The sequence below is a fragment of the Lapillicoccus sp. genome (genome assembly GCF_039935575.1).
Taxonomy (GTDB): Bacteria; Actinomycetota; Actinomycetes; order Actinomycetales; family Dermatophilaceae; genus Lapillicoccus.
The window spans coordinates 1-21,198 of record NZ_JBDTKA010000074.1 but is presented as its reverse complement, the minus strand read 5'-3'; the positions used below and the strand labels follow the sequence as shown (position 1 = coordinate 21,198).

Annotated in this window: 20 protein-coding genes, 2 tRNA genes and 2 pseudogenes; 15 read left to right on the top strand and 9 right to left on the bottom strand. The window is 69.6% G+C overall.

The window, feature by feature from the left end:
* Nucleotides 1–67: 67 nt before the first annotated feature.
* Nucleotides 68–250: pseudogene (locus tag ABI385_RS09330) on the top strand (GNAT family N-acetyltransferase); the annotation flags it as partial.
* On the opposite strand, the gene ABI385_RS09325 reads toward ABI385_RS09330, so the two are convergent.
* Complete coding sequence (locus tag ABI385_RS09325) at nt 242–1,267, bottom strand: 3-methyladenine DNA glycosylase (protein ID WP_348103472.1); 1,026 nt, start codon at nt 1,265–1,267, stop codon at nt 242–244. The pseudogene ABI385_RS09330 and the gene ABI385_RS09325 overlap by 9 nt on opposite strands.
* Nucleotides 1,268–1,361: 94 nt before the next feature.
* Between ABI385_RS09325 and ABI385_RS09320 the strand changes: the two genes are divergently transcribed.
* Nucleotides 1,362–2,138, top strand: coding sequence for a fumarylacetoacetate hydrolase family protein (locus ABI385_RS09320; protein WP_348103471.1), 777 nt, complete (start codon nt 1,362–1,364; stop codon nt 2,136–2,138).
* Between the two features lie 82 nt (nt 2,139–2,220).
* Here the strand turns inward: ABI385_RS09320 and ABI385_RS09315 are convergent, their stop codons facing one another.
* A complete protein-coding gene (locus tag ABI385_RS09315; RefSeq protein ID WP_348103470.1) occupies nt 2,221–4,476 on the bottom strand; it encodes a DUF2156 domain-containing protein in 2,256 nt (751 codons plus the stop codon).
* 180 nt (nt 4,477–4,656) lie between these two features.
* Here ABI385_RS09315 and gltX point away from each other — a divergent pair, with 180 nt between their 5' ends.
* The 5 genes from gltX (at nt 4,657) to ABI385_RS09290 (ending at nt 8,687) form a co-directional block, all read left to right on the top strand.
* Nucleotides 4,657–6,243 (top strand): glutamate--tRNA ligase, encoded by a 1,587-nt coding sequence (gene gltX, locus ABI385_RS09310; RefSeq protein ID WP_348103469.1) that lies wholly within the window; start codon nt 4,657–4,659, stop codon nt 6,241–6,243.
* 88 nt (nt 6,244–6,331) lie between these two features.
* Nucleotides 6,332–6,403 (top strand) — tRNA-Gln (locus ABI385_RS09305).
* A gap of 94 nt (nt 6,404–6,497) precedes the next feature.
* Nucleotides 6,498–6,573 (top strand) — tRNA-Glu (locus ABI385_RS09300).
* 84 nt (nt 6,574–6,657) lie between these two features.
* Nucleotides 6,658–7,941 carry a phosphotransferase gene (locus ABI385_RS09295; protein WP_348103468.1) on the top strand — a complete coding sequence of 428 codons (1,284 nt, stop codon included), beginning with the start codon at nt 6,658–6,660 and terminating at the stop codon, nt 7,939–7,941.
* Nucleotides 7,938–8,687, top strand: coding sequence for a hypothetical protein (locus ABI385_RS09290; RefSeq protein WP_348103467.1), 750 nt, complete (start codon nt 7,938–7,940; stop codon nt 8,685–8,687). The genes ABI385_RS09295 and ABI385_RS09290 overlap by 4 nt, the downstream gene beginning before the upstream one ends.
* Here the strand turns inward: ABI385_RS09290 and fgd are convergent.
* Nucleotides 8,638–9,663, bottom strand: coding sequence for a glucose-6-phosphate dehydrogenase (coenzyme-F420) (gene fgd, locus ABI385_RS09285; protein ID WP_348103466.1), 1,026 nt, complete (start codon nt 9,661–9,663; stop codon nt 8,638–8,640). The genes ABI385_RS09290 and fgd overlap by 50 nt on opposite strands.
* Before the next feature lie 123 nt (nt 9,664–9,786).
* Here fgd and ABI385_RS09280 point away from each other — a divergent pair, with 123 nt between their 5' ends.
* Nucleotides 9,787–11,019, top strand: coding sequence for an aminotransferase class III-fold pyridoxal phosphate-dependent enzyme (locus ABI385_RS09280; protein WP_348103465.1), 1,233 nt, complete (start codon nt 9,787–9,789; stop codon nt 11,017–11,019).
* A 130-nt stretch (nt 11,020–11,149) separates the two neighbouring features.
* Nucleotides 11,150–11,725, top strand: coding sequence for a hypothetical protein (locus ABI385_RS09275; protein WP_348103464.1), 576 nt, complete (start codon nt 11,150–11,152; stop codon nt 11,723–11,725).
* 21 nt (nt 11,726–11,746) lie between these two features.
* Here the strand turns inward: ABI385_RS09275 and ABI385_RS09270 are convergent, their stop codons facing one another.
* A complete protein-coding gene (locus ABI385_RS09270) occupies nt 11,747–12,886 on the bottom strand; it encodes a peptidoglycan-binding protein (protein ID WP_348103463.1) in 1,140 nt (379 codons plus the stop codon).
* A 97-nt stretch (nt 12,887–12,983) separates the two neighbouring features.
* Nucleotides 12,984–13,715, bottom strand: a complete 732-nt coding sequence (locus ABI385_RS09265) for an IclR family transcriptional regulator (RefSeq protein ID WP_348103462.1) — start codon at nt 13,713–13,715, stop codon at nt 12,984–12,986.
* 97 nt (nt 13,716–13,812) lie between these two features.
* Between ABI385_RS09265 and leuC the strand changes: the two genes are divergently transcribed.
* The 3 genes from leuC to ABI385_RS09250 all read left to right on the top strand — a co-directional run bounded on the left by leuC (nt 13,813) and on the right by ABI385_RS09250 (nt 16,966).
* Nucleotides 13,813–15,213 carry a 3-isopropylmalate dehydratase large subunit gene (leuC, locus tag ABI385_RS09260; protein WP_348103461.1) on the top strand — a complete coding sequence of 467 codons (1,401 nt, stop codon included), beginning with the start codon at nt 13,813–13,815 and terminating at the stop codon, nt 15,211–15,213.
* Nucleotide 15,214: 1 nt separating this feature from the next.
* Complete coding sequence (gene leuD / locus ABI385_RS09255; protein WP_348103460.1) at nt 15,215–15,856, top strand: 3-isopropylmalate dehydratase small subunit; 642 nt, start codon at nt 15,215–15,217, stop codon at nt 15,854–15,856.
* A 357-nt stretch (nt 15,857–16,213) separates the two neighbouring features.
* Nucleotides 16,214–16,966, top strand: a complete 753-nt coding sequence (locus tag ABI385_RS09250; RefSeq protein ID WP_348103459.1) for an HU family DNA-binding protein — start codon at nt 16,214–16,216, stop codon at nt 16,964–16,966.
* A 103-nt stretch (nt 16,967–17,069) separates the two neighbouring features.
* Here ABI385_RS09250 and ABI385_RS09245 read toward each other — a convergent pair whose 3' ends face one another.
* Together ABI385_RS09245 and cofC are read right to left on the bottom strand one after the other, a co-directional pair.
* On the bottom strand, nt 17,070–17,282 hold the full coding sequence (locus ABI385_RS09245) for a hypothetical protein (protein ID WP_348103458.1): 213 nt from the start codon (nt 17,280–17,282) through the stop codon (nt 17,070–17,072).
* A gap of 56 nt (nt 17,283–17,338) precedes the next feature.
* Entirely contained in the window at nt 17,339–18,046 is a 708-nt protein-coding gene (cofC, locus tag ABI385_RS09240) for a 2-phospho-L-lactate guanylyltransferase (RefSeq protein WP_348103457.1), read from the bottom strand.
* 209 nt (nt 18,047–18,255) lie between these two features.
* On the opposite strand from cofC, the gene ABI385_RS09235 reads away from it, so the two are divergent.
* Nucleotides 18,256–18,954, top strand: coding sequence for a lysophospholipid acyltransferase family protein (locus ABI385_RS09235; protein WP_348103492.1), 699 nt, complete (start codon nt 18,256–18,258; stop codon nt 18,952–18,954).
* On the top strand, nt 18,951–19,949 hold the full coding sequence (locus tag ABI385_RS09230) for an NAD(P)H-dependent glycerol-3-phosphate dehydrogenase (protein ID WP_348103456.1): 999 nt from the start codon (nt 18,951–18,953) through the stop codon (nt 19,947–19,949). The genes ABI385_RS09235 and ABI385_RS09230 overlap by 4 nt, the downstream gene beginning before the upstream one ends.
* On the opposite strand, the gene ABI385_RS09225 is transcribed toward ABI385_RS09230, so the two are convergent.
* A complete protein-coding gene (locus tag ABI385_RS09225; protein ID WP_348103493.1) occupies nt 19,915–20,316 on the bottom strand; it encodes a hypothetical protein in 402 nt (133 codons plus the stop codon). The genes ABI385_RS09230 and ABI385_RS09225 overlap by 35 nt on opposite strands.
* Nucleotides 20,317–20,467: 151 nt before the next feature.
* Nucleotides 20,468–20,530, bottom strand: a pseudogene (locus ABI385_RS09220) (hypothetical protein); the annotation flags it as partial.
* Between the two features lie 101 nt (nt 20,531–20,631).
* Here ABI385_RS09220 and ABI385_RS09215 point away from each other — a divergent pair.
* Complete coding sequence (locus ABI385_RS09215; RefSeq protein ID WP_348103455.1) at nt 20,632–21,195, top strand: TetR family transcriptional regulator; 564 nt, start codon at nt 20,632–20,634, stop codon at nt 21,193–21,195.
* Nucleotides 21,196–21,198 lie beyond the last annotated feature (3 nt).

Genomic DNA, 21,198 nt, shown 5'->3' with positions numbered 1-21,198 from the left:
TGACGCCGCCTTCCTCGAGGCGTGCCGCGCAGACCTGACGGTGAGCGGCTCCGAGGCTGGCGCATCGATGCTTGCCGTCGTCGACGCGACGGTGCTCGGGTTCCATCTCCTCGGCGAGGCCGAGGGGCTGGCCGAGCCGGACCCGATGCTCGGGCAGCTCGCCATGCTCTTCGTCGACCCCTCGGCTGTGGGCACCGGGCTCGGCCGGCGGCTGCTCGCGGACGCGGTGCGCACGGCCCGGTCACGAGGCTGGCGAGCTCTGCGGATCGAGTCCGACCCCCACGCCGAGCCGTTCTACCTCGCCCACGGCGCGAGTCGGATCGGTGCGGTGCCGAGCAGCGTCGTCCCCGGTCGGGAGCTGCCCCTGCTCGAGCTCGACGTCCCGTCCCTCGGCGTGGGCGAGTAGCGCGTCGCACACCTCGAGGATGCGGCGCCGCAGGGCGTTCGCCCGTGGGACGAAAGCCCGCTGGGCCGCCAGGTACTCTGCCTTGCCCGCTCGGGTCTCGACGCATACGGGCTGCAACCCCAGCGCGGTCAGGTCGTAGGGCGCGGCCCGCATGTCCAGGACCCGGATGTCGCGAGCGAGGTCGAAACAGTCCGCGACCAGAGCGCTCGAGCTCGCCGGCGCGAGCTGGTAAGCCCATTTGTAGCAGTCCATCCCGGTATGCAGGCAGCCCGGCTGCTCGAGGGCGACCTGCGAGTCGCGCGTAGGCGAAAGGCTGTTGAGAGGACGGGCACTGGCCGTGAAGAACCGGTATGCGTCGGCGTGCGTGCAGCTCACGGCGTGCGACTCCACGACGTCGTCGGTGCCCGCGGGCCCGAGGCGCAGCGGATAGCTCCCGTGCCTCGGTACCTCGCCGTCGGACCGTCCGGACCCGTGCACCATGGCCCACTCGTGCAGCCCGAAGCAGCTGAGGTGGGCTGGGCGCGACAACGTCGCTGCCAGCAGGTCCCGGACGAAGGTGACGGTCCTGCCGCGGGCGGCCAGGAACGCCTCCACGTCCAACGTCACCGTGTCGCCGTCCGCGTGGTAGAACCGCCAGCCGGACCGCTCGGTGGTGGCGGCGCCCGCCAGCGAGGCGCCGAGACCCGGGTGCCAGCGACGCAGCTTCGACGGGGAGAGGGAGTAGTAGGTGAACAGGAAGTCCTCGACGGGATGGGGCTCACCGCTCGCCCGACGTGTGCGGTGCCCGGCCGTGGCGGCGTCGACGCGGGCGGCGTGCGCCCGCTCCCGCACTCGCCACACGGGTTCCGCCAGCAGCTCCACGAGATCGAGGGTAAGCGGTGCAGGATGGAGCAGGGCGCAGCTACGGCCAAGGCCGTCATCGCCGTCCGCTGAGCGCGGCCCTTAGGGTGGTCCGATGCGGATCGCGAGGTACACGACGGGGGAGGACCCGGCATACGGGGTCATCGACGGTGAGCCGGGGGACGAGGTTGTCCGGGGGTTGCGAGGCGACCCGCTCTACATCGGTGTCGTGCCCGACGACACCACGGTCGCCCTGGAGGAGGTACGCCTGCTGGCGCCGGTGATCCCCCGCAGTAAGGTCATCGGGATCGGCCGCAACTATGCCGACCACGCTGCCGAGCTCGCCAACGTCGTCCCGGCAGAGCCGATGATGTTCCTGATCCCCAACACGGCCGTCGTCGGCCCGGGCGACCCGGTCGTGATGCCACGCCAGAGCCGCCAGGTCGACTACGAGGGCGAGCTGGCTGTGGTTATCGGGAAAATTGCGAAGGACGTCCGCGTCCAGGACGCGCTCGACTGCGTCTGGGGTTACACGGTCGCCAACGACGTCACCGCTCGCGACCTGCAGAAGAGCGACGGACAGTGGGCGCGCGCCAAGGGGTTCGACTCGTTCTGCCCGCTCGGCCCGTGGGTCGAGACGGAGCTCGACCCGTCCGACCTGCGCCTGGTCACCCGCCTCGACGGGAAGGTCGTCCAGGACGGCAGGACCGCCGACATGGTCCATGACGTCGCAGCCCTGATCGCGTATGCCTCGGCCGCCTTCACGCTGCTGCCGGGCGACGTGATCCTCACGGGTACGCCGGCAGGGGTCGGCCCGGTCAGCGCGGGACAACGAGTGAGCATCGAGATCGAGGGGATCGGCGCGTTGGACAACCCGTTCGTGCGACGCTGACCCGCGGTCACCTGACTTGTGGGAGTCGAGCGCACGGACTCCCACGGCGGTGGACTCCCGAAACCCGTGCTGCCTGGGCGGGTCAGCCGCGGACGCTCGCGAGCATTGACGCATACTGGCGAAGGCTCGCGCCTGGAAGGAACGCCTGGGTGAGGGCGATACCGATGCGAGGCAGGGCGGCTTCGTCGGTGTAGATCATGTACATCGGCACGTAGCGTGGCTTGAACTTGGTCTTGAACTGGTGCAAGGTCCGGAAGCCGTAGACCGGCTCGAGGGTCTCGCCGAGCCGGTTGAGCACCATGTCGACCGCGCCGAGCTGGTCGGCGTCTTCGGACCGCGCGAGGGGAGCCCCGGAGAGTGAGGCCGTCTGCGCTCCTGTCGCCTTGAAGCCCAGGCAGGCCGAGGCGATCATGAACTCCATGACGTTGCGGAAGCCGTCGGGACGGCGGCGCATCACATCGAGCGTCCAGCCGCGGACCTCGCCGGCCTCACCGTAGACCGGCAGCCACGACGTCACACCCTGCAGCACACCGGCTCCGTCGACGGCCAGACCGACGCGCACCTCGGGGTCGGAGGCCTCGTCGATCCCGCCGAGGGTGAAGCCCATCTCGGGCATGCCCTTGTCGGTCACCCACTGGTCCGAGATGCCCCGGCACTGTTGCACCATGGCGAACGACTCGTCCTGCAGGCGGCTCAGCCGGAAGGTGATGCCGGTCTTGGCGGCCTTGTTGAGCGCGGTTCGGACGTCCTGCCAGGCCTTGCCCTTGAACTCGAGGGTCGGGAGGTCGATGACGGTGTCCTCGGCGACCTGGACGTTGCGCCACTGCAGCTGGCGGGTCTGCGGGAACACGATGGAGGTGGACGAGAACAGGCACGGCAGGTAACCCTGCAGCTCGCAGTATCGAGCGAACTCGATGACCGCACGGTCCACCGACCCCGGGGCCCCGATGGGGTCGCCCAACACGATCGCGGTGCCGCTATGCACCTGGTAAGTGACCGCCGCGTGACCGTCGGCCGTGATGAAGTGGACATTGTCGGCCCAGGTCGCCATCCAGGACAGGTTGCCGCCTCCGTAGGTGTGCAGCAGCTCCAACGCCCGCTCGCGGCCGGTGGCAGCAGCCGGCCGGTGGGTGCGCAGTACGAGCAGCAGCACGACCGTGAGGATCACGGCGATCGGGACCAACGAGAGGGAGTCCAGGAAGATGTGGGCCGGTCGGGTGGTCGCGGTCAGCCCCCCGGAAGACGAGAAGAACGCGCGCTGGAAGACGATGTTCACCGCCTCGCTCGGCGTGGCCGCGGGGGAGAACCCGTGGATCAGGGTGAAGCCGAGAACGACATAGCCAACGAAACCGATGACGATGAGGACGAGGTCGCGGCGAATCCGGCGCCAGGTCGGTGGCGAGACGTCGGCAGTGTAGGCCCGACGGCTGCGCAGTAAAAGGAGGAACAGCGGCAGGTAGAGAACCGCGGCAGCCAGGCTCCGGGGCCACGATCGCAGCACGAGACAGCCGAGCAGGCCGATGACGGTCAGCCCGATGGCGATCCACCACGCGAGCCGACTGCCGCGGTGCAGACCGGCAGCGATCAGCAGCTGAAGCACGATGAAGACGATGAACAAGGGCCGCGTGACGACCAGGCCCGAGGGCCCGAGTGGGCCCTCGTTGGGGTAGCCCATGGCCAACAGCTGTGCGGTCGCCACCACCACGAACAGCAGGGCTGCGATGATCCGGACCTCGTGACGGGTCAGCGTCGGGCTGCGAGACCTCAGCCGGGGCCCGCCCATCTGCAGTCCCACGCCCATCCCGAAGACGACCGCGATGATGTTCTCGACGTGCTCGAACCGACCGACCCAGACCAGGCTGATGACGCAGTAGCCCAGGGTGCCGATGACGATCCTGGGCCGCCACGGGGCCCGCAGGCTGTAGGCCCACACGATCACTGCGGCTGTCGCTCCGGCAGTCCAGCCCGCATCGAGCTCGTCAGCCGTGTGCGCGGCCCATTGCCATCCGATCGCCCGTCCGAGCACGAGAGTCCCGGCTGCACCGAAGACCCCCAGCAGCTGTCCTCCGACGGTCGCTATGGCGGTCCGCCGCCAGCCGAGGCGCCACTCGCACAACCCACACGCCACCACGAAGAACACGAGGGCAGGGAAGTGGTCGAGCGGCGACTGCGCCAAGAAGGCCCCGGTCACTGGTGTCCACCAGCGCCCGGCCTCGAGCGCCGGCACCCCGTAGGCGAGCCGGTCCCACCACACGGTGTCGTAGAGGTCCGTCCACAGGTTGGTGGTGACGATACCGAAGATGGCGATGATGACGAGCAGCGTCGCGGTGTAAGGCAACCGCCGTGCACCAGCGGTTATCACCGAGCCAGCCCGACGTAGGTCCGGCAAAGACGTGGCGTCGGTCGCGACAGGTGAGCTGCCTTGCGACATGGGCTCCTTCATCAACGCTTCCGGACGGCCTCGCAACTATATCGAGCAGGCCCCCCTGTCCAGGGCGCGGATAGGGTTGTCGACACCATGACTGACTCCAGCCCCAGCTCGTCCATCCGCGTTGTCTCGGCGGGCGCGGCCCACTCGGTCCTCTTGCCCCTCGGCCCGGACTCCCGAGCTCGCCTTCGCGTGGCTCCGTCACCCACGGGTGACCCGCACGTCGGCACGGCGTACATGGCGATGTTCGACCTCGCCTACGCGCGCCAGCAGGGCGGCCGGTTCGTGCTGCGCGTCGAGGACACCGACCGCGCCCGGTTCCAAGCCGATAGCGAGCAGCAGCTCTACGACACGCTTCACTGGCTGGGGCTTGACTGGGACGAGGGTCCCGACATCGGCGGCCCGCACGCCCCATACCGACAGTCCGAGCGACTCGACACCTACCGCCCCTATGCCGACCGCCTCCTCGCCCAGGGACACGCATACCTCTGCTGGTGCTCGCCCGACCGGCTCGCCGAGATGCGTGATCGGCAGCAGAAGGCGAAACAGCCGACCGGGTACGACCGGCTCTGCCTTGGCAAAACAGCCGAGGAGCGGTCCGAGCTGCCGGGTTTCTCGTCCTCCCCGGTGGTGCGGATGCTCGTTCCCGACGACGTCGAGCTGGCGTGGGACGACCTGATCATGGGCCGGACCAGCGCGCCCCGGCCGGACGACCAGGTCATCCTCAAGGCCGACGGGTTCCCGACCTACCACCTGGCAGTGGTCGTCGACGACCACGAGATGGAGATCACCCACGTCGTCCGCGGGCAGGAGTGGATCAGCTCGACGCCCAAACACCTGCTGCTCTACCGCTGGTTCGGGCTGGACCCTCCGGCGTTCGCCCACATGCCGCTGCTGCGCGACGAGAAGAAGGCGAAGATATCCAAGCGCAAGAACCCGTGGGCCCGGCTCACCTGGTTTCGCGAGCAGGGTTACCTTCCTGAGGCGCTGGTCAACTTCCTTGCGCTGCAGGGTTATCCGCCCATCGTGGAGGCTGACGGGACCGAGCGGGAGGTGTTCACCTTCGTAGAGTTCACGCAGCGGTTCCGTTGGTCGGAGGTCAACCGGTCGGGGGCGATCTTCAACCTGGACAAGCTGAACTGGCTCAATGGCGTCTACATCCGCAGCCTGGAGGTACGCGACTTCACCTCGCGGCTGCTGCCTCACCTCGAGGCCGCCGGCGTGCTGTCGGGCGCCCCGTCGCTCGGGGAGCTCGGCCGGCTGATGGCCGTGGCCGAGCTCATCCAGACCAGGATCGGGCTGCTGTCGGAGGCGACGCCACTGGTGCGCCCCTTCTTCCTCGGCGACGACGAGATCGAGATCTCCGACGACGCCCGAGCCCAGCTCGGGGCCGACTCCGGCGCCGTCCTCGACGCAGCGATCCACGCGCTGGGTGACATCGACGACCACCCCCGCGGGCTGCTGGGGTCGCAGAGCGGCTGGACCGCGGCACCGATCGAGGCTGCCCTGCGTACTGCCGTCGTCGAGGGGCTGGGCATCAAGGCGAAGTTCGCGTTCGGACCGCTGCGCACGGCGGTCTCCGGGGCGCGGGTGTCGCCGCCGCTGTTCGAGTCGATGGAGATCCTCGGCAAGACCTCGACCCTCCGGCGCCTGCACGCCCTGCGTGACTCACTCTGATTTGGGTGCCGGGTCGCGCGCCCGGTAGTATCGACCCTCGGTTCGGCTCCCGCTCGTTGCGCTCGACGAGACGAGGCCGATACCCCCATGGGGTATGGTGTAATTGGCAACACGGCTGATTCTGGTTCAGTTGTTCTAGGTTCGAGTCCTGGTACCCCAGCGGACGATTCGGTCTGACCCCTGTCCTCGGGTAGGGTTTCGTCCGTTGTCAGTCCGCTGTCCGAGGTCTGCAGAGGCCCGGACGGCACGGCTAGGGCCCCGTTGTGTAGCGGCCTAGCACGCCGCCCTCTCAAGGCGGTAGCGCGGGTTCGAATCCCGTCGGGGCTACCAGAACGGACAGCGGATGGACCGTGAAAGGTGCATCCCCGCCTACGGGGTCGCACCCTTCACCCCCCCTCTGGCACGATCGACGTCATGCTGGACCGCGCTCTGGTTCCTGGCGCGGCCGAGCGCCTTGTGACACTGGTGCTCTGCGATTTGCGCGGCCGGCTCATGGGTGAGCTTCCCCCCTTCCTCGCGCGCCCCCTCTGGTGGCCCGAGGTCGACGAGGTCGTGCGGATCGTGCGCGAGCGACACGGGCTCGAGGTCACGGTGCTGCGGCTGCTGACGGCCGGTGCGGGGCCTGCCGGGGGACCGGTGAGCTACCTCGCGGAGGTGACTGCCGGTATGCCGGACGACACCGTGCCGCTGTCCCCCGAACACCGCGCGGCTACAGACTCGGACCCCCGGAACCGCCGGTGGTGGGCCGATCCTGGTGGCCTGGACGGGCTGGCGGGGTGGGTGGACTCGACGCTCTCGCGCCACGGCCGAAGGCGGACCGGGCCGGTGCGGCAGCGCAAGACGTGGAACCTGTCTCTCGTCGTGTCCGCCCCGACGACCGAGGGTGAGGTCTGGTTCAAGGCCGGCCCGCCGTTCCTGGTCGACGAGGGGGGAGTCATCGCCCGGGTGGGTCGTGTCGACCCGGACCTGGTCCCCGTCGTGCTCGGCCATGACGCCGAGCGTCGCGCGATCCTGATGGACCAGATCCCTGGCGCCGACCAGTGGGGCCTCGGTGGGTGCGCCGGCGACGAGGAGGTGATCGCCCGCATGGTGACCCGGTGGGTCGCGGTGCAGGCGGCCCTCGTCGACGACATCGAGCACGCCCTGGTCCTCGGTGCGACCGATCTGCGGCCGGCCGCAATGCTGGACGACGTCCGCGACCTTGCGGGCCGACGCAGCGTCCGGGACACCCTGACGCCAGAGGAGGGCACGATGTTCGACTCGCTCGTGTCCGGGTTGCCGGACCGACTCGAGGCGGTCGCCGCGTGCGGCCTGCCCGACACGCTCGTGCACGGTGACCTGCACCCTGGCAACTGGCGTCGCGCCGTCACGCCGGTCGAGCGACTCACGTTGCTCGACTGGGGCGACGTCGGCGTGGGCAACCCGGTGATCGACATGCGCGCCTTCGTCGAACGCCTGCCCGACGACGATCTCCGGCGGCGGACCAGCCGGCTGTGGGCCGAGCAGTGGCGCCGCCACGTGCCCGGAGCCGACCCCGTGCGCGCCGCGGAGCTGCTCCGTCCGGTGGCCGAGCTGGGTGCGGCCCTGACCTACCAACGCTTCCTCGACCACATCGAGGAGACCGAGTGGATCTACCACGAGAGGGACCCGGCGTCACGCATACGGGCGGCTTGCGTCGTGCTCGAGGAGGAACGATGAGAACGTTCGCAGGAGAACCGGTGGCCGGACCCTGGCAGGCCGTCACGCCGGAGGGCCTGGCCGACGAGCTGGTACGCGTCGGGCTGGAGAGCAGGGTCGCCTCCAGCCGCACGGGCGCGCTCGTCATCGGGGTCGACGGGCGTGGCGCCGGGGGCAAGTCCACGCTCGCCGCGGTCCTGGCCTCGGTGGTCCCGGGGGCGGCGGTGGTGCACACGGACGACGTCGCGTGGTCGCACAGCTTCTTCGACTGGGAAGCGCTGCTCGTCGAGGGGATCCTCGAGCCGCTGTCGCGCGGGGACGCGGTGGACTACCGGCCGCCGGGCTGGGTCGAGCGGGGCCGGGAAGGCGCGATCGTCGTGCCGCAGGACACCGGGCTGGTGTTCGTCGAAGGGGTCGCTTCGACGCGGGTGTCGCTTCGCCCGTGGCTCGACGCAGCCGTCTGGGTCCAGTCCGACTCGGCCGAGGCGCGTCGTCGCGGACTGGGTCGCGACGTGGCGCTCGGACGCGAGCAGGAGGAGGCGGTGCGGTTCTGGGACGAGTGGGAGGCCCACGAGATCACGTTTTTGCGCGACGACCGGCCCTGGGAGCGCGCCGACCTCGTCGTGCTGGGGACTCCCGACGCCCTCACGACCGGTGCCACCGGTGCCACCGGTGCCACCGACGGCCAAGACACGGTCGACCCCTCCGGCGTCTGGGTCAGCCGAGGGCGCGCAGACCCGGGACGACCTGCTCGGCGAACGTCGTGAGGAAGCGGGCCTGGTCGTCGCCGGGACCGTGGAACACCAGGTGGTCGAAACCCCAGTCCACGTAAGGTTTCACGGCGGCCACAACCTCCTCGGGGTCGTCGGAGACGATCCAGCGGGATGCGACCTGTTCGTCGGACAGCTCGTCACCGAGACGCTCCATCTCCAGCGGGTCACTCGTGCCGTGCTTCTGCTCCGCCGTGAGCGACAGCGCCGCCCAGAACCGCGTGTTGGTCACGGCTTTGTCGTGGTCGGGATCCCAGGAGAGCTTGATCTCGATCATCCGGTCGATGTCGTCGCGGGTCCTGCCCGACTTCGCGAGGCCCTCGTCGACGGCCGGTAGCAGCTTGTCCGTGTAGAGCTCGGCGCCCTTGCCCGAGGTGCAGATGAACCCGTCACCCGAGCGGCCGGCATACCGGGCCACGAGCGGGCCACCGGCAGCGACGTAGACGGGGACCGGTTGCTCCGGCTTGTCGTAGATCGTCGCGTCCGTGGTCGAGTAGTAGTCGCCCTCGAAGCTGACCCGTTCGCCGGACCAGAGCTCGCGCATCAGGGCGACGGCCTCACGCAGCCGGGCGAAACGCTCCTTGAACTCGGGCCAGCCGTTGCCCTCCTCGGCCGACTCGACGGAGCCGACGACGACCTCGTTGAGCGCCTCGCCACTCCCGACGCCGAGCAGCACCCGGCCGGGGTAGAGCGAACCGAGCGTACCGAAGGCCTGGGCGACTACGGCCGGGTTGTACCGGAAGGTCGGGGTCATCACCGACGTGCCCAGCTGAACGCGCTCCGTGCGCTCACCGACGGCGGCGAGCCAGGAGAGCGAGAACGGCGCGTGACCTCCGTGGTGGCGCCACGGCTGGAAGTGGTCGCTGATCAGCACGCTGTCCAGTCCCACCTGCTCGGCCAGTACCGCGTAGTCGAGCAGCCGTCGCGGGCCGAACTGTTCCGCCGACGCCTTGTAGCCGATCCTCAGCGCCATGTGTTCTCTCCCTAAACATCGGTCTCCGGTCTGCGGCTCTATGCGCTGTCGAGCCTATGTCTCGCGCGTGAGGCAGTCGCGTGGGACCCGGTACCGTCGCCTGAAAACCACAGGAGGTTTCAGATGGGATCGTTCTGGCACCCGTTCTCGGACATGTCGGCCGTCGAGCGCGGCGGTGACTTCGTCATCGCGCGGGGTGAGGGCGCCTGCGTCTTCGACGCCGACGGCAACCGCTACCTCGACGCCACGGCCGGCCTGTGGTTCACCAACATCGGCCACGGGCGGGCGGAGCTCGCCGAGGCGGCGGCCACGCAGATGCGCACGATCGCGGCGTACAGCAGCTTCGGCGACTACGCGACGCAGCCCACCCTCGACCTGGCGGAGCGACTGGCCGGGATCGCGCCGGTCCCCGGCAGCAAGGTCTTCTTCACCTCCGGCGGCTCCGACTCGATCGACACTGCCGCCAAGCTCGCGCGGCGCTACTGGGTCGAGATGGGCAAGCCTGAGAAGACCATGGTCATCGGGCGCCAGAAGGCCTACCACGGGATGCACTACGCGGGCACCGCGCTCGGGGGGATCCCGGGCAACACCGAGGGTTACGGCGTGCTCGTGCCGGACACCGCCACCGTTGCCTGGGACGACGTCGAGGACCTGCGGGCGACGGTCGAGCGGGTGGGCGCGGACCACGTCGCGGCCTTCTTCTGCGAGCCGGTCATCGGTGCCGGTGGGGTCTACCCACCGCCGGTGGACTACCTCGCCGGGGTGCGCAAGCTGTGCACCGAGATGGACGTCCTGTTCGTGGCCGACGAGGTCATCACCGGGTTCGGGCGGATCGGGGGGTCGTGGTTCGCCTCGACCAAGTACGGGCTCGAACCCGACATGGTCACCTGCGCCAAGGGTCTGACCTCGGGTTATCTGCCCATGGGCGCGGTGCTGGTGGCGCCCAAGGTGGCCGAGCCGTTCTACCGGCCCGAGGGCGGTGTATGGCTGCGGCACGGCTACACCTACTCAGGACACGCCACGGCGGCCGCGGTCGCGCTCGCGAACCTCGATGTCATCGAGCGCGAGGGTCTGCTCGACGAGGCGCTGCGGCTCGAGAAGACCCTTGCCGACGAGCTCGGCCCGCTCGTCGAGCTCGACGCCGTGGTGGAGGTGCGGTGCGGCACCGGTGCACTAGCCGCGGTGCAGCTGGCCGACCCGGCTGCCGCGACGGCCTGCGCCAAAGAGCTACGCGCGCACGGAGTCGCCACCCGCGCCGTCGGCGCAGGCGGGGTCCAGGTCTCCCCGGCGTTCGTGATGACCGACGAGCAGGTGGGCGACCTCGCGGGGGCGATCAGCGCCGTTCTGACGCGTTGAGATCCGCTGACGTACGCGTCTGGTCGGTGACGACGACGTCGGGAGTCGGCCCGTCGATGCCTTCCTGGCGCGGCGTACTCGGCCCGGGTGGCGCTGACCCGCTCGTCGTTGGGCACCAGGGTGGTGGTGGGTGATGATGCTGCCTATGAGCCGGCTCGAGGGGTGGATCGACAGAGTCGACCATCACCAGTTTTTCCTTTCGGCGGATGCGTCGGGCGCCTTTCCGATGTACCCGATCGACGGCAGCTATCTCGGACGCCTCGTCTCGGTGGCGCAGGAGGCGGACGCCGTCTGCATCGAGACCGGGATCGCCATGGGCACCGTCAGGCTCGCTCTTCACCTGCTCGACGCTCCTCCGACAGCCATCGACGCCTCCCGGCCCTGGGAGGTTGTCGAAGAGGTGACCTTCGAGGCGACAGACCCGGTCGGCAGACTGTTGTTCCTTTTGGACAGCACGGCCGCGCCGTTCGACCAGTTCGACCTGCCTGCCGGCGCCGGTCGCTACCGGGTCCGAGCTCACGCGGTGGGCCGCGCCTTGGACTTCGACACCGTCATGTGGAACCCCGACGATCCGGAGCGCCCTGACGACTGCGGCCCTCCCCGTGAGCAGCACTTGCTGCAGGTGTGGCCCACGCACGAGAGCGCGGTGACGACCCGGCTCAGGGCCGACGACCCTTGGGCGCACCAAGGCGATGCGCGCCACTGAACATCGACGTGCGCGCCGAGGTCAGTAGACGACAACCTTGTCGCCGAGGTTGACCTGGCTGAACAACCACGTGATGCCCTGCAGGTCGCGCACGTTGACGCAGCCGTGCGAGGCACCGGCGTAGCCGCGGGCGGCGAAGTCGGACGAGTAGTGGACGGCCTCACCGCCGCTGAAGAACATCGAGTACGGCATCTTCGAGCCGTAGAGCGTCGAGGTCCAGTCCGCGTGCTTGATGTCGACGCTGAACTGGCCCTCGCGTGTCGGGGTGTTCTCGGAGCCGAACCGGACCGCCAGGTTGAGCTGCGGCTGACCGTCGACGACCCAGGTGAGGCTGCGGGTGGCCTTGCTGATGCAGATGGTGTGCCCGGTCAGGCAGCGTGGGTCCAGACCCGTCGCCGACACCGGAGCAGGCGCCGGCTTGACGTTGTTGAGCTCGTCGCTCGTCGGCGTGCGGGTCATGCCGTTGAGCTTGTCGAGCGTGCGCTGGTCGACCTCCCCGGTGACCAGGATCTCGCGCTTGGCCTGGAAGGACTTGACCGCCGCCGCCGTCGAAGGGCCGTAGGAGTCGCTGACGTCGCCGCTCCACCACCCGATCTGCTTGAGCCGGGCCTGCAGGTTGCGCACGACCGCACCGGTCGACCCCTGCTTGTAAAGGGCGGGGCCGGCGGTCATCCGGTTGTTCATCTCATCGTCGGTCGGCTGACGGGTCATCCCGGTCAGGGACGCCCAGGTCGCCTGGTCGACGGAGCCAGTCTCCGACATGCCCCGCTTGCTCTGGAAGCCGCGTACCCCGGCCTGGGTCGTCGTGTCGTAGGTGCCGGAGATGGCCCCTTCGTACCAGTTGAGCTGGGCGAGCCGGGACTGTAGGTCGCGCACCTGGGCGGTCTTGGCGCCGGTGGTCATCAGGTAGGCGGGAGGCGGCGTGCTGGTGGGCGTGCTCGTCGGTGAGCTGGTCGTCACGGTGGAGGGCGTCGGCGCCGGGGTGGACGTCGTCGAGGACGACGGTGGGTCGGTAACCGGGCTCGGCGCCGACGTGGCCGCGCTGGTGGAGGGCGTCGCGATGGCGCCCCCACCTCCGACGCTCGGTCCGCAGGCGGACAGGGCCAGCACCCCCGCAGCCAGACCGACCATCCCGACCTGCCGGCCGAAGCGGTTCCTCATCTCTTTCCCCCCTCTGTGCGCGCGTGCGAACTCACGGTAGGGCCTGCCTCCGAGTGCGTCCGACTCCAAGCCCGGCGTGTGTGCAAATCGTGACCATTCAGGCGTGGTGGGTGTTCTGGGCCCGGCGCAGCACCTCGGTCAGCTTGGTGGCGCCCGCGACCACCGTCGCTGAATGCAGGCGGCCGGGCTGACGGGAGAGCCGTTCGATGGGCCCGGAGATCGACACTGCGGCGACCACGCGACCCGACGGTCCGCGTACGGGCGCCGACACCGACGCCACGCCGGCCTCGCGTTCTCCGACGCTCTGTGCCCACCCACGTCGGCGCACCGCTGAGAGCGCTGTCGCGTTGAACTTCGCCCCCTGCAGCCCGCGGTGCAACCGGTCCGGCTCCTCCCAGGCAAGCAGGACCTGGGCCGCGGAACCCGCGAACATGCTCAGGCTCGATCCGACCGGGATGCTGTCGCGAAGGCCCACCGGGCGCTCGGCGGCGGCGACGCAGATGCGCTGGTCGCCCTGCCGGCGGAAGAGCTGCGCGCTCTCGTTGGTGTGGTCGCGCAGGGCGCCGAGCACCGGACCGGCCGCGGCCAGCAGCCGGTCCTCGCCCGCGGCGGAGGCGAGCTCGGCCAGTCGGGGGCCGAGGACGAACCGGCCCTGCATGTCCCGGGTGACCAGGCGGTGGTGCTCGAGAGCGACCGCCAGGCGGTGCGCGGTCGGCCGGGCGAGCCCGGTCGCGCCCACGAGCTGGGCGAGGGTGGCGGGCCCCGCCTCGAGGGCGCCGAGCACTGTCGCGGCCTTGTCGAGAACCCCGACCCCGCTGGAGCTGTCCATGCACTGATACTGACGTCTCATTGCCTGAGACGCAAGTTTCAGGCGCCCGAAAGTGGGCCAGGCTGGCGGACACAAGTTTTGACGTGGAGGTCACCAGATGTCCGGAACACTGGCTGAGAAGGTGTGGGCTGCGCACGTCGTGCGACAGGCCGAGGGGGAGCCCGACCTGCTCTATATCGACCTGCACCTGCTCCACGAGGTCACCAGCCCCCAGGCGTTCGACGGGCTTCGGATCGCAGGACGCAAGGTCCGCCGCCCGGACCTCACGCTCGCCACCGAGGACCACAACGTCCCCACGACTCCGGGGCCGATCCTCGACCCGGTGAGCAAGACGCAGGTCGAGACGCTGCGACGCAACTGCAGCGAGTTCGACGTCCCGCTCTACCCCATGGGCAACATCGAGCAGGGGATCGTGCACGTCGTCAGCCCCCAGCTCGGCCTGACCCAGCCCGGGATGACGATCGTCTGCGGCGACAGCCACACCTCCACCCATGGGGCCTTCGGGGCGTTGGCTTTCGGGATCGGTACTTCCGAGGTCGAGCACGTCCTCGCGACGCAGACCCTGCCGCTCAAGCCGTTCCGCACCATGGCGATCGTCGTGGAGGGCGAGCTCGCACCTGGGGTGACTGCCAAGGACATCGTGCTGGCCGTAATCGCGACAATCGGCACGGGTGGCGGGTCCGGGCACGTCCTCGAGTTCCGCGGAAGCGCCATCGAGGCGCTGTCGATGGAAGCCCGGATGACGGTCTGCAACATGTCGATCGAGGCCGGCGCCCGGGCTGGGATGATCGCGCCGGACGCGACGACGTTCGACTACCTCCACGGCCGGCCGCACGCCCCGACGGGGGTCGACTGGGACCGCGCGCTCGAGGACTGGCGCCTGCTGCGCAGCGACGACGACGCGGTGTTCGACCGCGAGGTGCACCTCGACGGGTCGGCGCTCACGCCGTTCGTGACGTGGGGCACCAACCCCGGCCAGGGCCTGCCGCTCTCGCAGAGCGTTCCCGACCCCGAGTCCTTCGCCGACGAAGGTGACCGCCTCACGGCCGAGCGTGCCCTGGCATACATGGGCCTCGAGCCCGGCACGAAGCTGCGCGACATCCACGTCGACACCGTCTTCCTCGGGTCGTGCACCAACGGTCGCATCGAGGACCTGCGCGCTGCAGCGGAGGTGATCCAGGGCCGCCAGGTCGCCGTCGGCGTGCGCATGCTCGTGGTGCCCGGGTCCACACGGGTCCGGCTGCAGGCGGAGGCCGAGGGGCTGGACCAGGTGTTCTCGCAGGCCGGCGCCGAGTGGCGGCTCGCCGGCTGCTCGATGTGCCTGGGCATGAACCCCGACCAGCTGGCTCCGGGGGAGCGCAGCGCGTCGACCTCGAACCGCAACTTCGAAGGCCGTCAGGGCAACGGCGGGCGCACCCACCTGGTCAGCCCACTCGTCGCCGCGGCCACCGCCGTTCGAGGCACCCTCTCGTCGCCGGCCGACCTGACGGAGGTCTGACATGGACAGCTTCACGACGCATACCGGCATCGGGGTCCCCTTGCGGCGCACCAATGTCGACACTGACCAGATCATCCCGGCGGAGTACCTCAAGCGGGTCACCCGTGACGGTTTCGAGGACGGGCTGTTCAGTGCCTGGCGCAAGGACCCCGGCTTCATCCTCAACAACCCCCGGTATGCCTCGGGCTCGGTCCTCGTGGCCGGCGCTGACTTCGGCACCGGGTCGAGTCGCGAGCACGCGGTCTGGGCGCTGATGAACTACGGGTTCCGCGCGGTCATCTCGTCGCGGTTCGCGGATATCTTCACCGGGAACAGCGGCAAGCAGGGGTTGCTGACGGCGCAGGTGGCCCAGGATGACGTCGAGCTGATCTGGAAGTACCTCGAGAACGAGCCGGGCGGCCAGGTCACGGTCGACCTCGTGTCACGCACGGTCACGGCGGGGGAGATCGTGGCGCCGTTCCGCGTCGACGAGTACACGCGCTGGCGGCTCCTCGAAGGGCTGGACGACATCGGTCTGACGCTGCGTCACGAGATCGACGTGACCGCGTTCGAGCAGGCGCGGCCGGCCTACAAGCCCGTGACGCTCGAAAACGACACGCCGACACGGCGTGTCGCGGTTGCTGGGACGGTGACCGGCGACTGATCCGTCCTGGCGCGGAGAGAAGGCGGGTCGTCGTCTCTCGTCAGCCTCAACTGCTCTGCTGAGCTCCTCCTTCGTTGCGCGAATCTCGTTGACAAGCAACGTGACTCGCCGTTCGCGCAACGGTTGTGCCCCCTGTCCGACGGCCCCGTCTCCTGGCCGAGCGTGTGACTAGTGGGACGCAAGGGGTTTGGGCACCCTGACAACCAAGTCCGAATCTGTTGTGTGACAACGGAATGACGGCCGTGGTGATGGACTCACGCGACGAACCGCCATACCGTCAGCACTCATAGAGCCGGAATCGGTCCGGTCGCACGACGTCGGGTAGTTAGCCCGACCAGCAGCCCTTCGGAGGGGAACGTGAACAAGGCAGAGCTCATCAACACTCTCGAGTCCAAGCTGGGGAGCAAGAAAGCCGCCAGCGACTCGCTCGAGGCCGTCCTGGACGTCATCATCCGTGAGGTCGCCAAGGGCGGGAAAGTCGGGATCACCGGCTTCGGCACCTTCCAGAAGGTCGCTCGTGGCGCTCGCACCGGCCGCAACCCGCGCACGGGGGCCACGGTAAAGATCAAGAAGACGACGGTGCCCCGGTTCCGCCCCGGGACCGCGTTCAAGGACATGGTCGCCGACCCGCGCAAACTGCCCAAGGACACCGTTGCAGGCGGCCGTGCCGTCGCCACTCGTGCGCTCGCCACGAAGTCGGCGGCCACAAAGTCGGTGGCCACGAAGTCGGTGCCGGCCAAGAAGGCAGTGACCACCAAGGCGGCGCCGGCGAAGAAGGCGGCCACGACCAAGGCGGCGCCGGCCAAGAAGACGGCCACCACCACGAGGGCGGCCACGGCGAAGAAGGCGGCCACCACCACCAAGGCGACGGCCAAGAAGACGGCCACCACCAGGGCGGCCGCGACCAAGAAGGCGGCCACGACACCAGTGGTCACGGCGAAGAAGGCGGCAACGACCGCGGCCAAGGCCGCCAGCACGGCCACGAAGTCGGCGGCGACCGCGAAGAAGGCGGCCACGACGGCGACCAAGGCTGCGGCCAAGACGGTCAAGGCGGCGCCAGCCAAGGCGACGCCCGCCAAGAAGGCAACACGCAAGGCGGCAGGCAGCTGACCTGCTGAGCCGAGCGGCCCCACGTGGAGCCCTGACCGCACCCAGGTGTGGTCAGGGCTCCACGCACGGCTGGCCGGGGCCTGGCGCGTTGCCAGGCCCCACGTCATCGGATCGGCTGGCCGTCTCCGATGCCGGTGATCCACAGTCGCGACACCGCATCGTCGGTCACCTCGATGCTGAGTCGCTGTCCGACTCGCAGGTACCTCAGCCCGCTGGCCTGGAACGTCGGCGCGTCGAAGGCCCGCTCCTGGCCGTCGTCGAGCAGGACGCTGCCGTCACCGGACACCTCGTCGAACCGATGGACGCTTGCCTGCACGCCCCAAGCCTAGGGCGGGGCGAGATCGAGGTGCGACTGCCTGCCTGGCCCCGGAGTCAGATCAGGTGGGCGAGCAGGTCGGCGGTGTGGTGGCCGACCCCTATACCGAGCGCGGTGCGGAGCGAGTCGATGTCGTCGACGTCGCGCCGCAGACCCGGGAGGTCGAGAGCGAGCCGGGCGTACCCCACACCGGAGTGCGCCTGCGCTGACGCCCCACCGAACCGGCTGACCTCTTCGCCCGAGGACCGGCGCCATGTCACCAGTACTGTTCCGGTCCCTTCCGCGTCGGGGAGGAAGGCGCTGTCGAACTCCCCGGCGACCCGCAACGCGCGCCGCAGCTCCTCGGGTCGCAGCGCGGGCACGTCGCCGAGCAGCACTGCGACGGCGAGCGGTTCGGTGGAGGCACGCCTATGGGACAGCGCGGCCAGCCCGGCGCGAACCGCGCCGTTGAGGCCGTCTCCGGGATCGGCCTGGACTGCGGCACCGAGCGCGAAGACTGCCTCGGCCACCGCTTGGTCCGACGTGACCACGAGGACGTGGGCCGGTCCGACCGCGGCGATGGCCGCATCCACCGAGTCGAGGGCGATGGCCATTGCCAGGGCCGGGTGGTCGACACCTTCGGGCGGATGCAGGCGGGTCTTGGCAAACGGGCCGCCCTTGACCGGGATCACCACGTGCCACACCAACTGCTGCGCACTGTCGGCACTGTCGGCACTGTCGGCACTACCGGGGGCGGTCGCGCGGTTGTTGATCAAGTCGCTCATCGAGGTGGAGTCTTGCAGCCGCCGGCATGCCCGCTCCGCTCGGCTGGCACTCGGCCGCTACTCGGCTATCGACACTGACGGGGGCACAGGCAAGGATGACGGGATCAGCAACAGTGCAGCCAACGAGCGAACCCGACGAGAGGCGCCAGGACGTGGAACCAGCCCGGACACGGGGCCGGCGCAACCCGGCGTACCGCGCGGCCGTGGCGATGGTGCTGCCGATCGTCAACGTCACGACGACGCACGAGTGGACCGGTTGGGAGCACCTGCCCAAGGAGGGCGGCTTCATCGCGGCGCCCAACCACATCTCGTACTTCGACCCGTTCACGATCTCGCACTACCTCTACAAGAGCGGGTGCGAGCCATACTTCCTCGGCAAGGAGGAGGTGTTCCGGATCCCGTTCTTCGGGCGGCTGCTCAAGGCGTCGGGTCAAGTCCCGGTCTACCGCAAGACCGGCCGCGCCGTCGACGCATACCGGGCGGCTGTAGGGGGCGTCGAGGCCGGCAAGTGTGTCGTGGTCTTCCCGGAGGGCACGTTGACCCGCGACCCGGACCTGTGGCCGATGGTCGGCAAGACAGGCGCCGCGCGGGTCGCCTTGCAGACCCGGCGGCCCATCGTGCCGATGGCGCACTGGGGTGGCCAGGAGATCATCGCGACCTATGGCAAGGGGATCCATCTCGTGCCGAGGCATCGTATGGAGGTCACGGCGGGTCCCGCAGTGGACCTTACGGACCTCTACGACTGCCCGATCGAAGGTGCGGTGCTGCGCGAGGCGACCGGGCGGATCATGACGGCGATCACAGGATTGCTCGAGGGCATCCGACACGAGTCGGCACCGACGGTGCGGCATGACCCGAGACGCGCCGGCCAGCCGGACATCGGCAACTTCAAGAAGGAGCAGACATGAGGCGCGCTGCGGTTCTCGGGTCGGGGAGCTGGGGCACCGCGTTCGCGATGACCATGGCGGAGTCCGGGGTCGAGGTGACCATGTGGGGTCGTCGGGCGGAGATCGTCGACCAGGTCAACGCTGGGGAGAACAAGGCATACCTGCCGGGAGTGCCGTTGCCTGCGCGGATGCGGGCGACAACCGACGCCGCCGAGGCTCTCGAGCGTGCCGACATCGTCGTGCTGGCGGTGCCCTCCCAGACGTTGCGCGGCAACCTCGTCGAGTGGGCTGACCTGATCCCTTCCGATGCGGCCGTCGTGTCGTTGATGAAGGGCGTGGAGCTCGGGACGACGAAGCGGATGAGCGAGGTCATCGCCGAGGTGGGCCGGGTCGAGACCCCCCGTATCGTCGTCGTATCCGGTCCGAACCTGGCGCGCGAGATCGCCGTCAAGCAGCCGGCCGCCAGTGTTGTCGCCTGCCAGGACGAGGCTACGGCCGAGGTGGTCGCGAACTCGTGTGCCACCCCGTGGTTCCGGCCGTATACGAACGACGACGTGATCGGCATCGAGCTGGGCGGGGCCGTCAAGAACGTCGTGGCGCTCGCGGTCGGGATGGCGGCGGGGATGGGGATGGGTGACAACTCCAAGGCGTCGCTCATCACGCGCGGTCTGGCCGAGACGGCCCGGTTGGGTGGGGCGCTCGGAGCGGACCCGGCCACGTTCATGGGCCTCGCCGGCGTCGGCGACCTCATCGCGACCTGCATGTCGCCCCTGTCGCGCAACCGGACCTTCGGTGAGATGCTCGGGCGGGGGATGACGGTCGCGGAGGTCACGGCGGCCACCAGCCAGACGGCGGAGGGCGTCAAGTCCTGCGAGTCGATCCACGAGCTGTCCCTCGACCACGGCGTCGACATGCCGATCGTCGGTGCCGTGGTCGGCGTCGTGCGGGGCGAGGTGACGCCGCGTCAGATGGTCAAGGAGCTCATGACGCGCACCCTGAAGTCCGAGTCCGCCTGAGGCGGCCCAGCCGGTTCAGCCGGTTCACTGACCGGGGCTCGGTTGCGCACGTAGTACCCGGCGTCCAGGTCCGCCACCAGCCCGGGGTGGGTCGGGTCCAGCCGAGCAGCTGGCGCCCGATCGCCTCGGCGATCGTGCGCGCCGTTACGCCTTCCTCGACCACCGCGTGCATCCTCGACCCGGTGGGTGCCTTCTCGAGAGCCAACCGGACGAGACGGGCGGCGTCGAACCGGTGCACGGCGGGCCAGCGGTTGGATCCGTCGCCGACGTAGCCCGAGGTGCCCATCGCCTGTGCGACCCCGACCAACGTCGAGATGAACCCGTGGTCGCCGTCGTCGTGCACGGTGGGCGCGAACCATAACGCCACGCTGCGCACCCCACACCCCGCGCCCGGCGTACCCGAGCGCGAGGTCCTCGGCGCCGCCGCGTGGTGCGTCCCGCACCTGCGCTCCGGCAGCGGTCAACGCAGCAGCGGGCTCGTCTGAGCGGGCGAGCCCGACGACCTGGTGGCCCGCGGAGACGAGCTCGGGGACGACGGCAGACCCGACCCATCCGGACCCACCGGTGATGAACACGCGCATCAGGTTCTCCTTGCTGCCGGCCAGCGGCCGGATCTAAATGTCAGTGACTGTCAGGACAACGTCACACGTATGTCAGGGACTGGCATCACTACACTCCACAGATGGCGCGATGGGAGCCGGATGCACGCGGGCGGTTGATGAGCGCCGCCATGGAGCTCTTCGCCGACGCCGGGTTCGAGCAGACGACGGTCGTCGACATCGCCGAACGGGCGGGGGTCACGGAACGCACGTTCTTCCGGTACTTCGCCGACAAGCGGGAGGTGCTGTTCGACTCCTCGAACGAGCTGCAGACGGTCGTGGTCGACGCAGTGACGTCAGCCCCGGCCACGATGGCGCCGGTCGACGTAGTCGTCGGCGCCTTCGAGTCCGCCGCCGTGCTGCTGGACAACCGCCGCGACTATGCCAGCCAACGAGCCGCGACCATCGCGGCCAACCCCGGCCTCCAGGAGCGCGACCTGTTGAAGCTCGCATCGCTCGGGGCCGCCGCTGCCGCCGCACTGCGCGCACGTGGCGTCACCGAACCCGCTGCCAGTCTGTCGGCGGAGACCAGTGTCACGGTCTTCAGGGTCGGGTTCGAGAGGTGGGTCTCCACGTCCTCGGGAGACCTGGCGCGCTGCATCCGGGAGACGCTCGACGAGCTGAAGGCCCTGACCGCGCTGCCGTGACGA

Coding starts and splice junctions, on each gene's coding strand:
- ABI385_RS09230 (WP_348103456.1), top strand. CDS start 18,951: ATGAGGCGCGCTGCGGTTCTCGGGTCGGGGAGCTGGGGCACCGCGTTC.
- ABI385_RS09295 (WP_348103468.1), top strand. CDS start 6,658: ATGCTGGACCGCGCTCTGGTTCCTGGCGCGGCCGAGCGCCTTGTGACA.
- ABI385_RS09270 (WP_348103463.1), bottom strand. CDS start 12,886: ATGAGGAACCGCTTCGGCCGGCAGGTCGGGATGGTCGGTCTGGCTGCG.
- ABI385_RS09235 (WP_348103492.1), top strand. CDS start 18,256: ATGGTGCTGCCGATCGTCAACGTCACGACGACGCACGAGTGGACCGGT.
- cofC (WP_348103457.1), bottom strand. CDS start 18,046: ATGAGCGACTTGATCAACAACCGCGCGACCGCCCCCGGTAGTGCCGAC.
- ABI385_RS09280 (WP_348103465.1), top strand. CDS start 9,787: ATGGGATCGTTCTGGCACCCGTTCTCGGACATGTCGGCCGTCGAGCGC.
- gltX (WP_348103469.1), top strand. CDS start 4,657: ATGACTGACTCCAGCCCCAGCTCGTCCATCCGCGTTGTCTCGGCGGGC.
- ABI385_RS09320 (WP_348103471.1), top strand. CDS start 1,362: ATGCGGATCGCGAGGTACACGACGGGGGAGGACCCGGCATACGGGGTC.
- ABI385_RS09265 (WP_348103462.1), bottom strand. CDS start 13,715: ATGGACAGCTCCAGCGGGGTCGGGGTTCTCGACAAGGCCGCGACAGTG.
- ABI385_RS09290 (WP_348103467.1), top strand. CDS start 7,938: ATGAGAACGTTCGCAGGAGAACCGGTGGCCGGACCCTGGCAGGCCGTC.
- ABI385_RS09215 (WP_348103455.1), top strand. CDS start 20,632: ATGGCGCGATGGGAGCCGGATGCACGCGGGCGGTTGATGAGCGCCGCC.
- leuC (WP_348103461.1), top strand. CDS start 13,813: ATGTCCGGAACACTGGCTGAGAAGGTGTGGGCTGCGCACGTCGTGCGA.
- fgd (WP_348103466.1), bottom strand. CDS start 9,663: ATGGCGCTGAGGATCGGCTACAAGGCGTCGGCGGAACAGTTCGGCCCG.
- leuD (WP_348103460.1), top strand. CDS start 15,215: ATGGACAGCTTCACGACGCATACCGGCATCGGGGTCCCCTTGCGGCGC.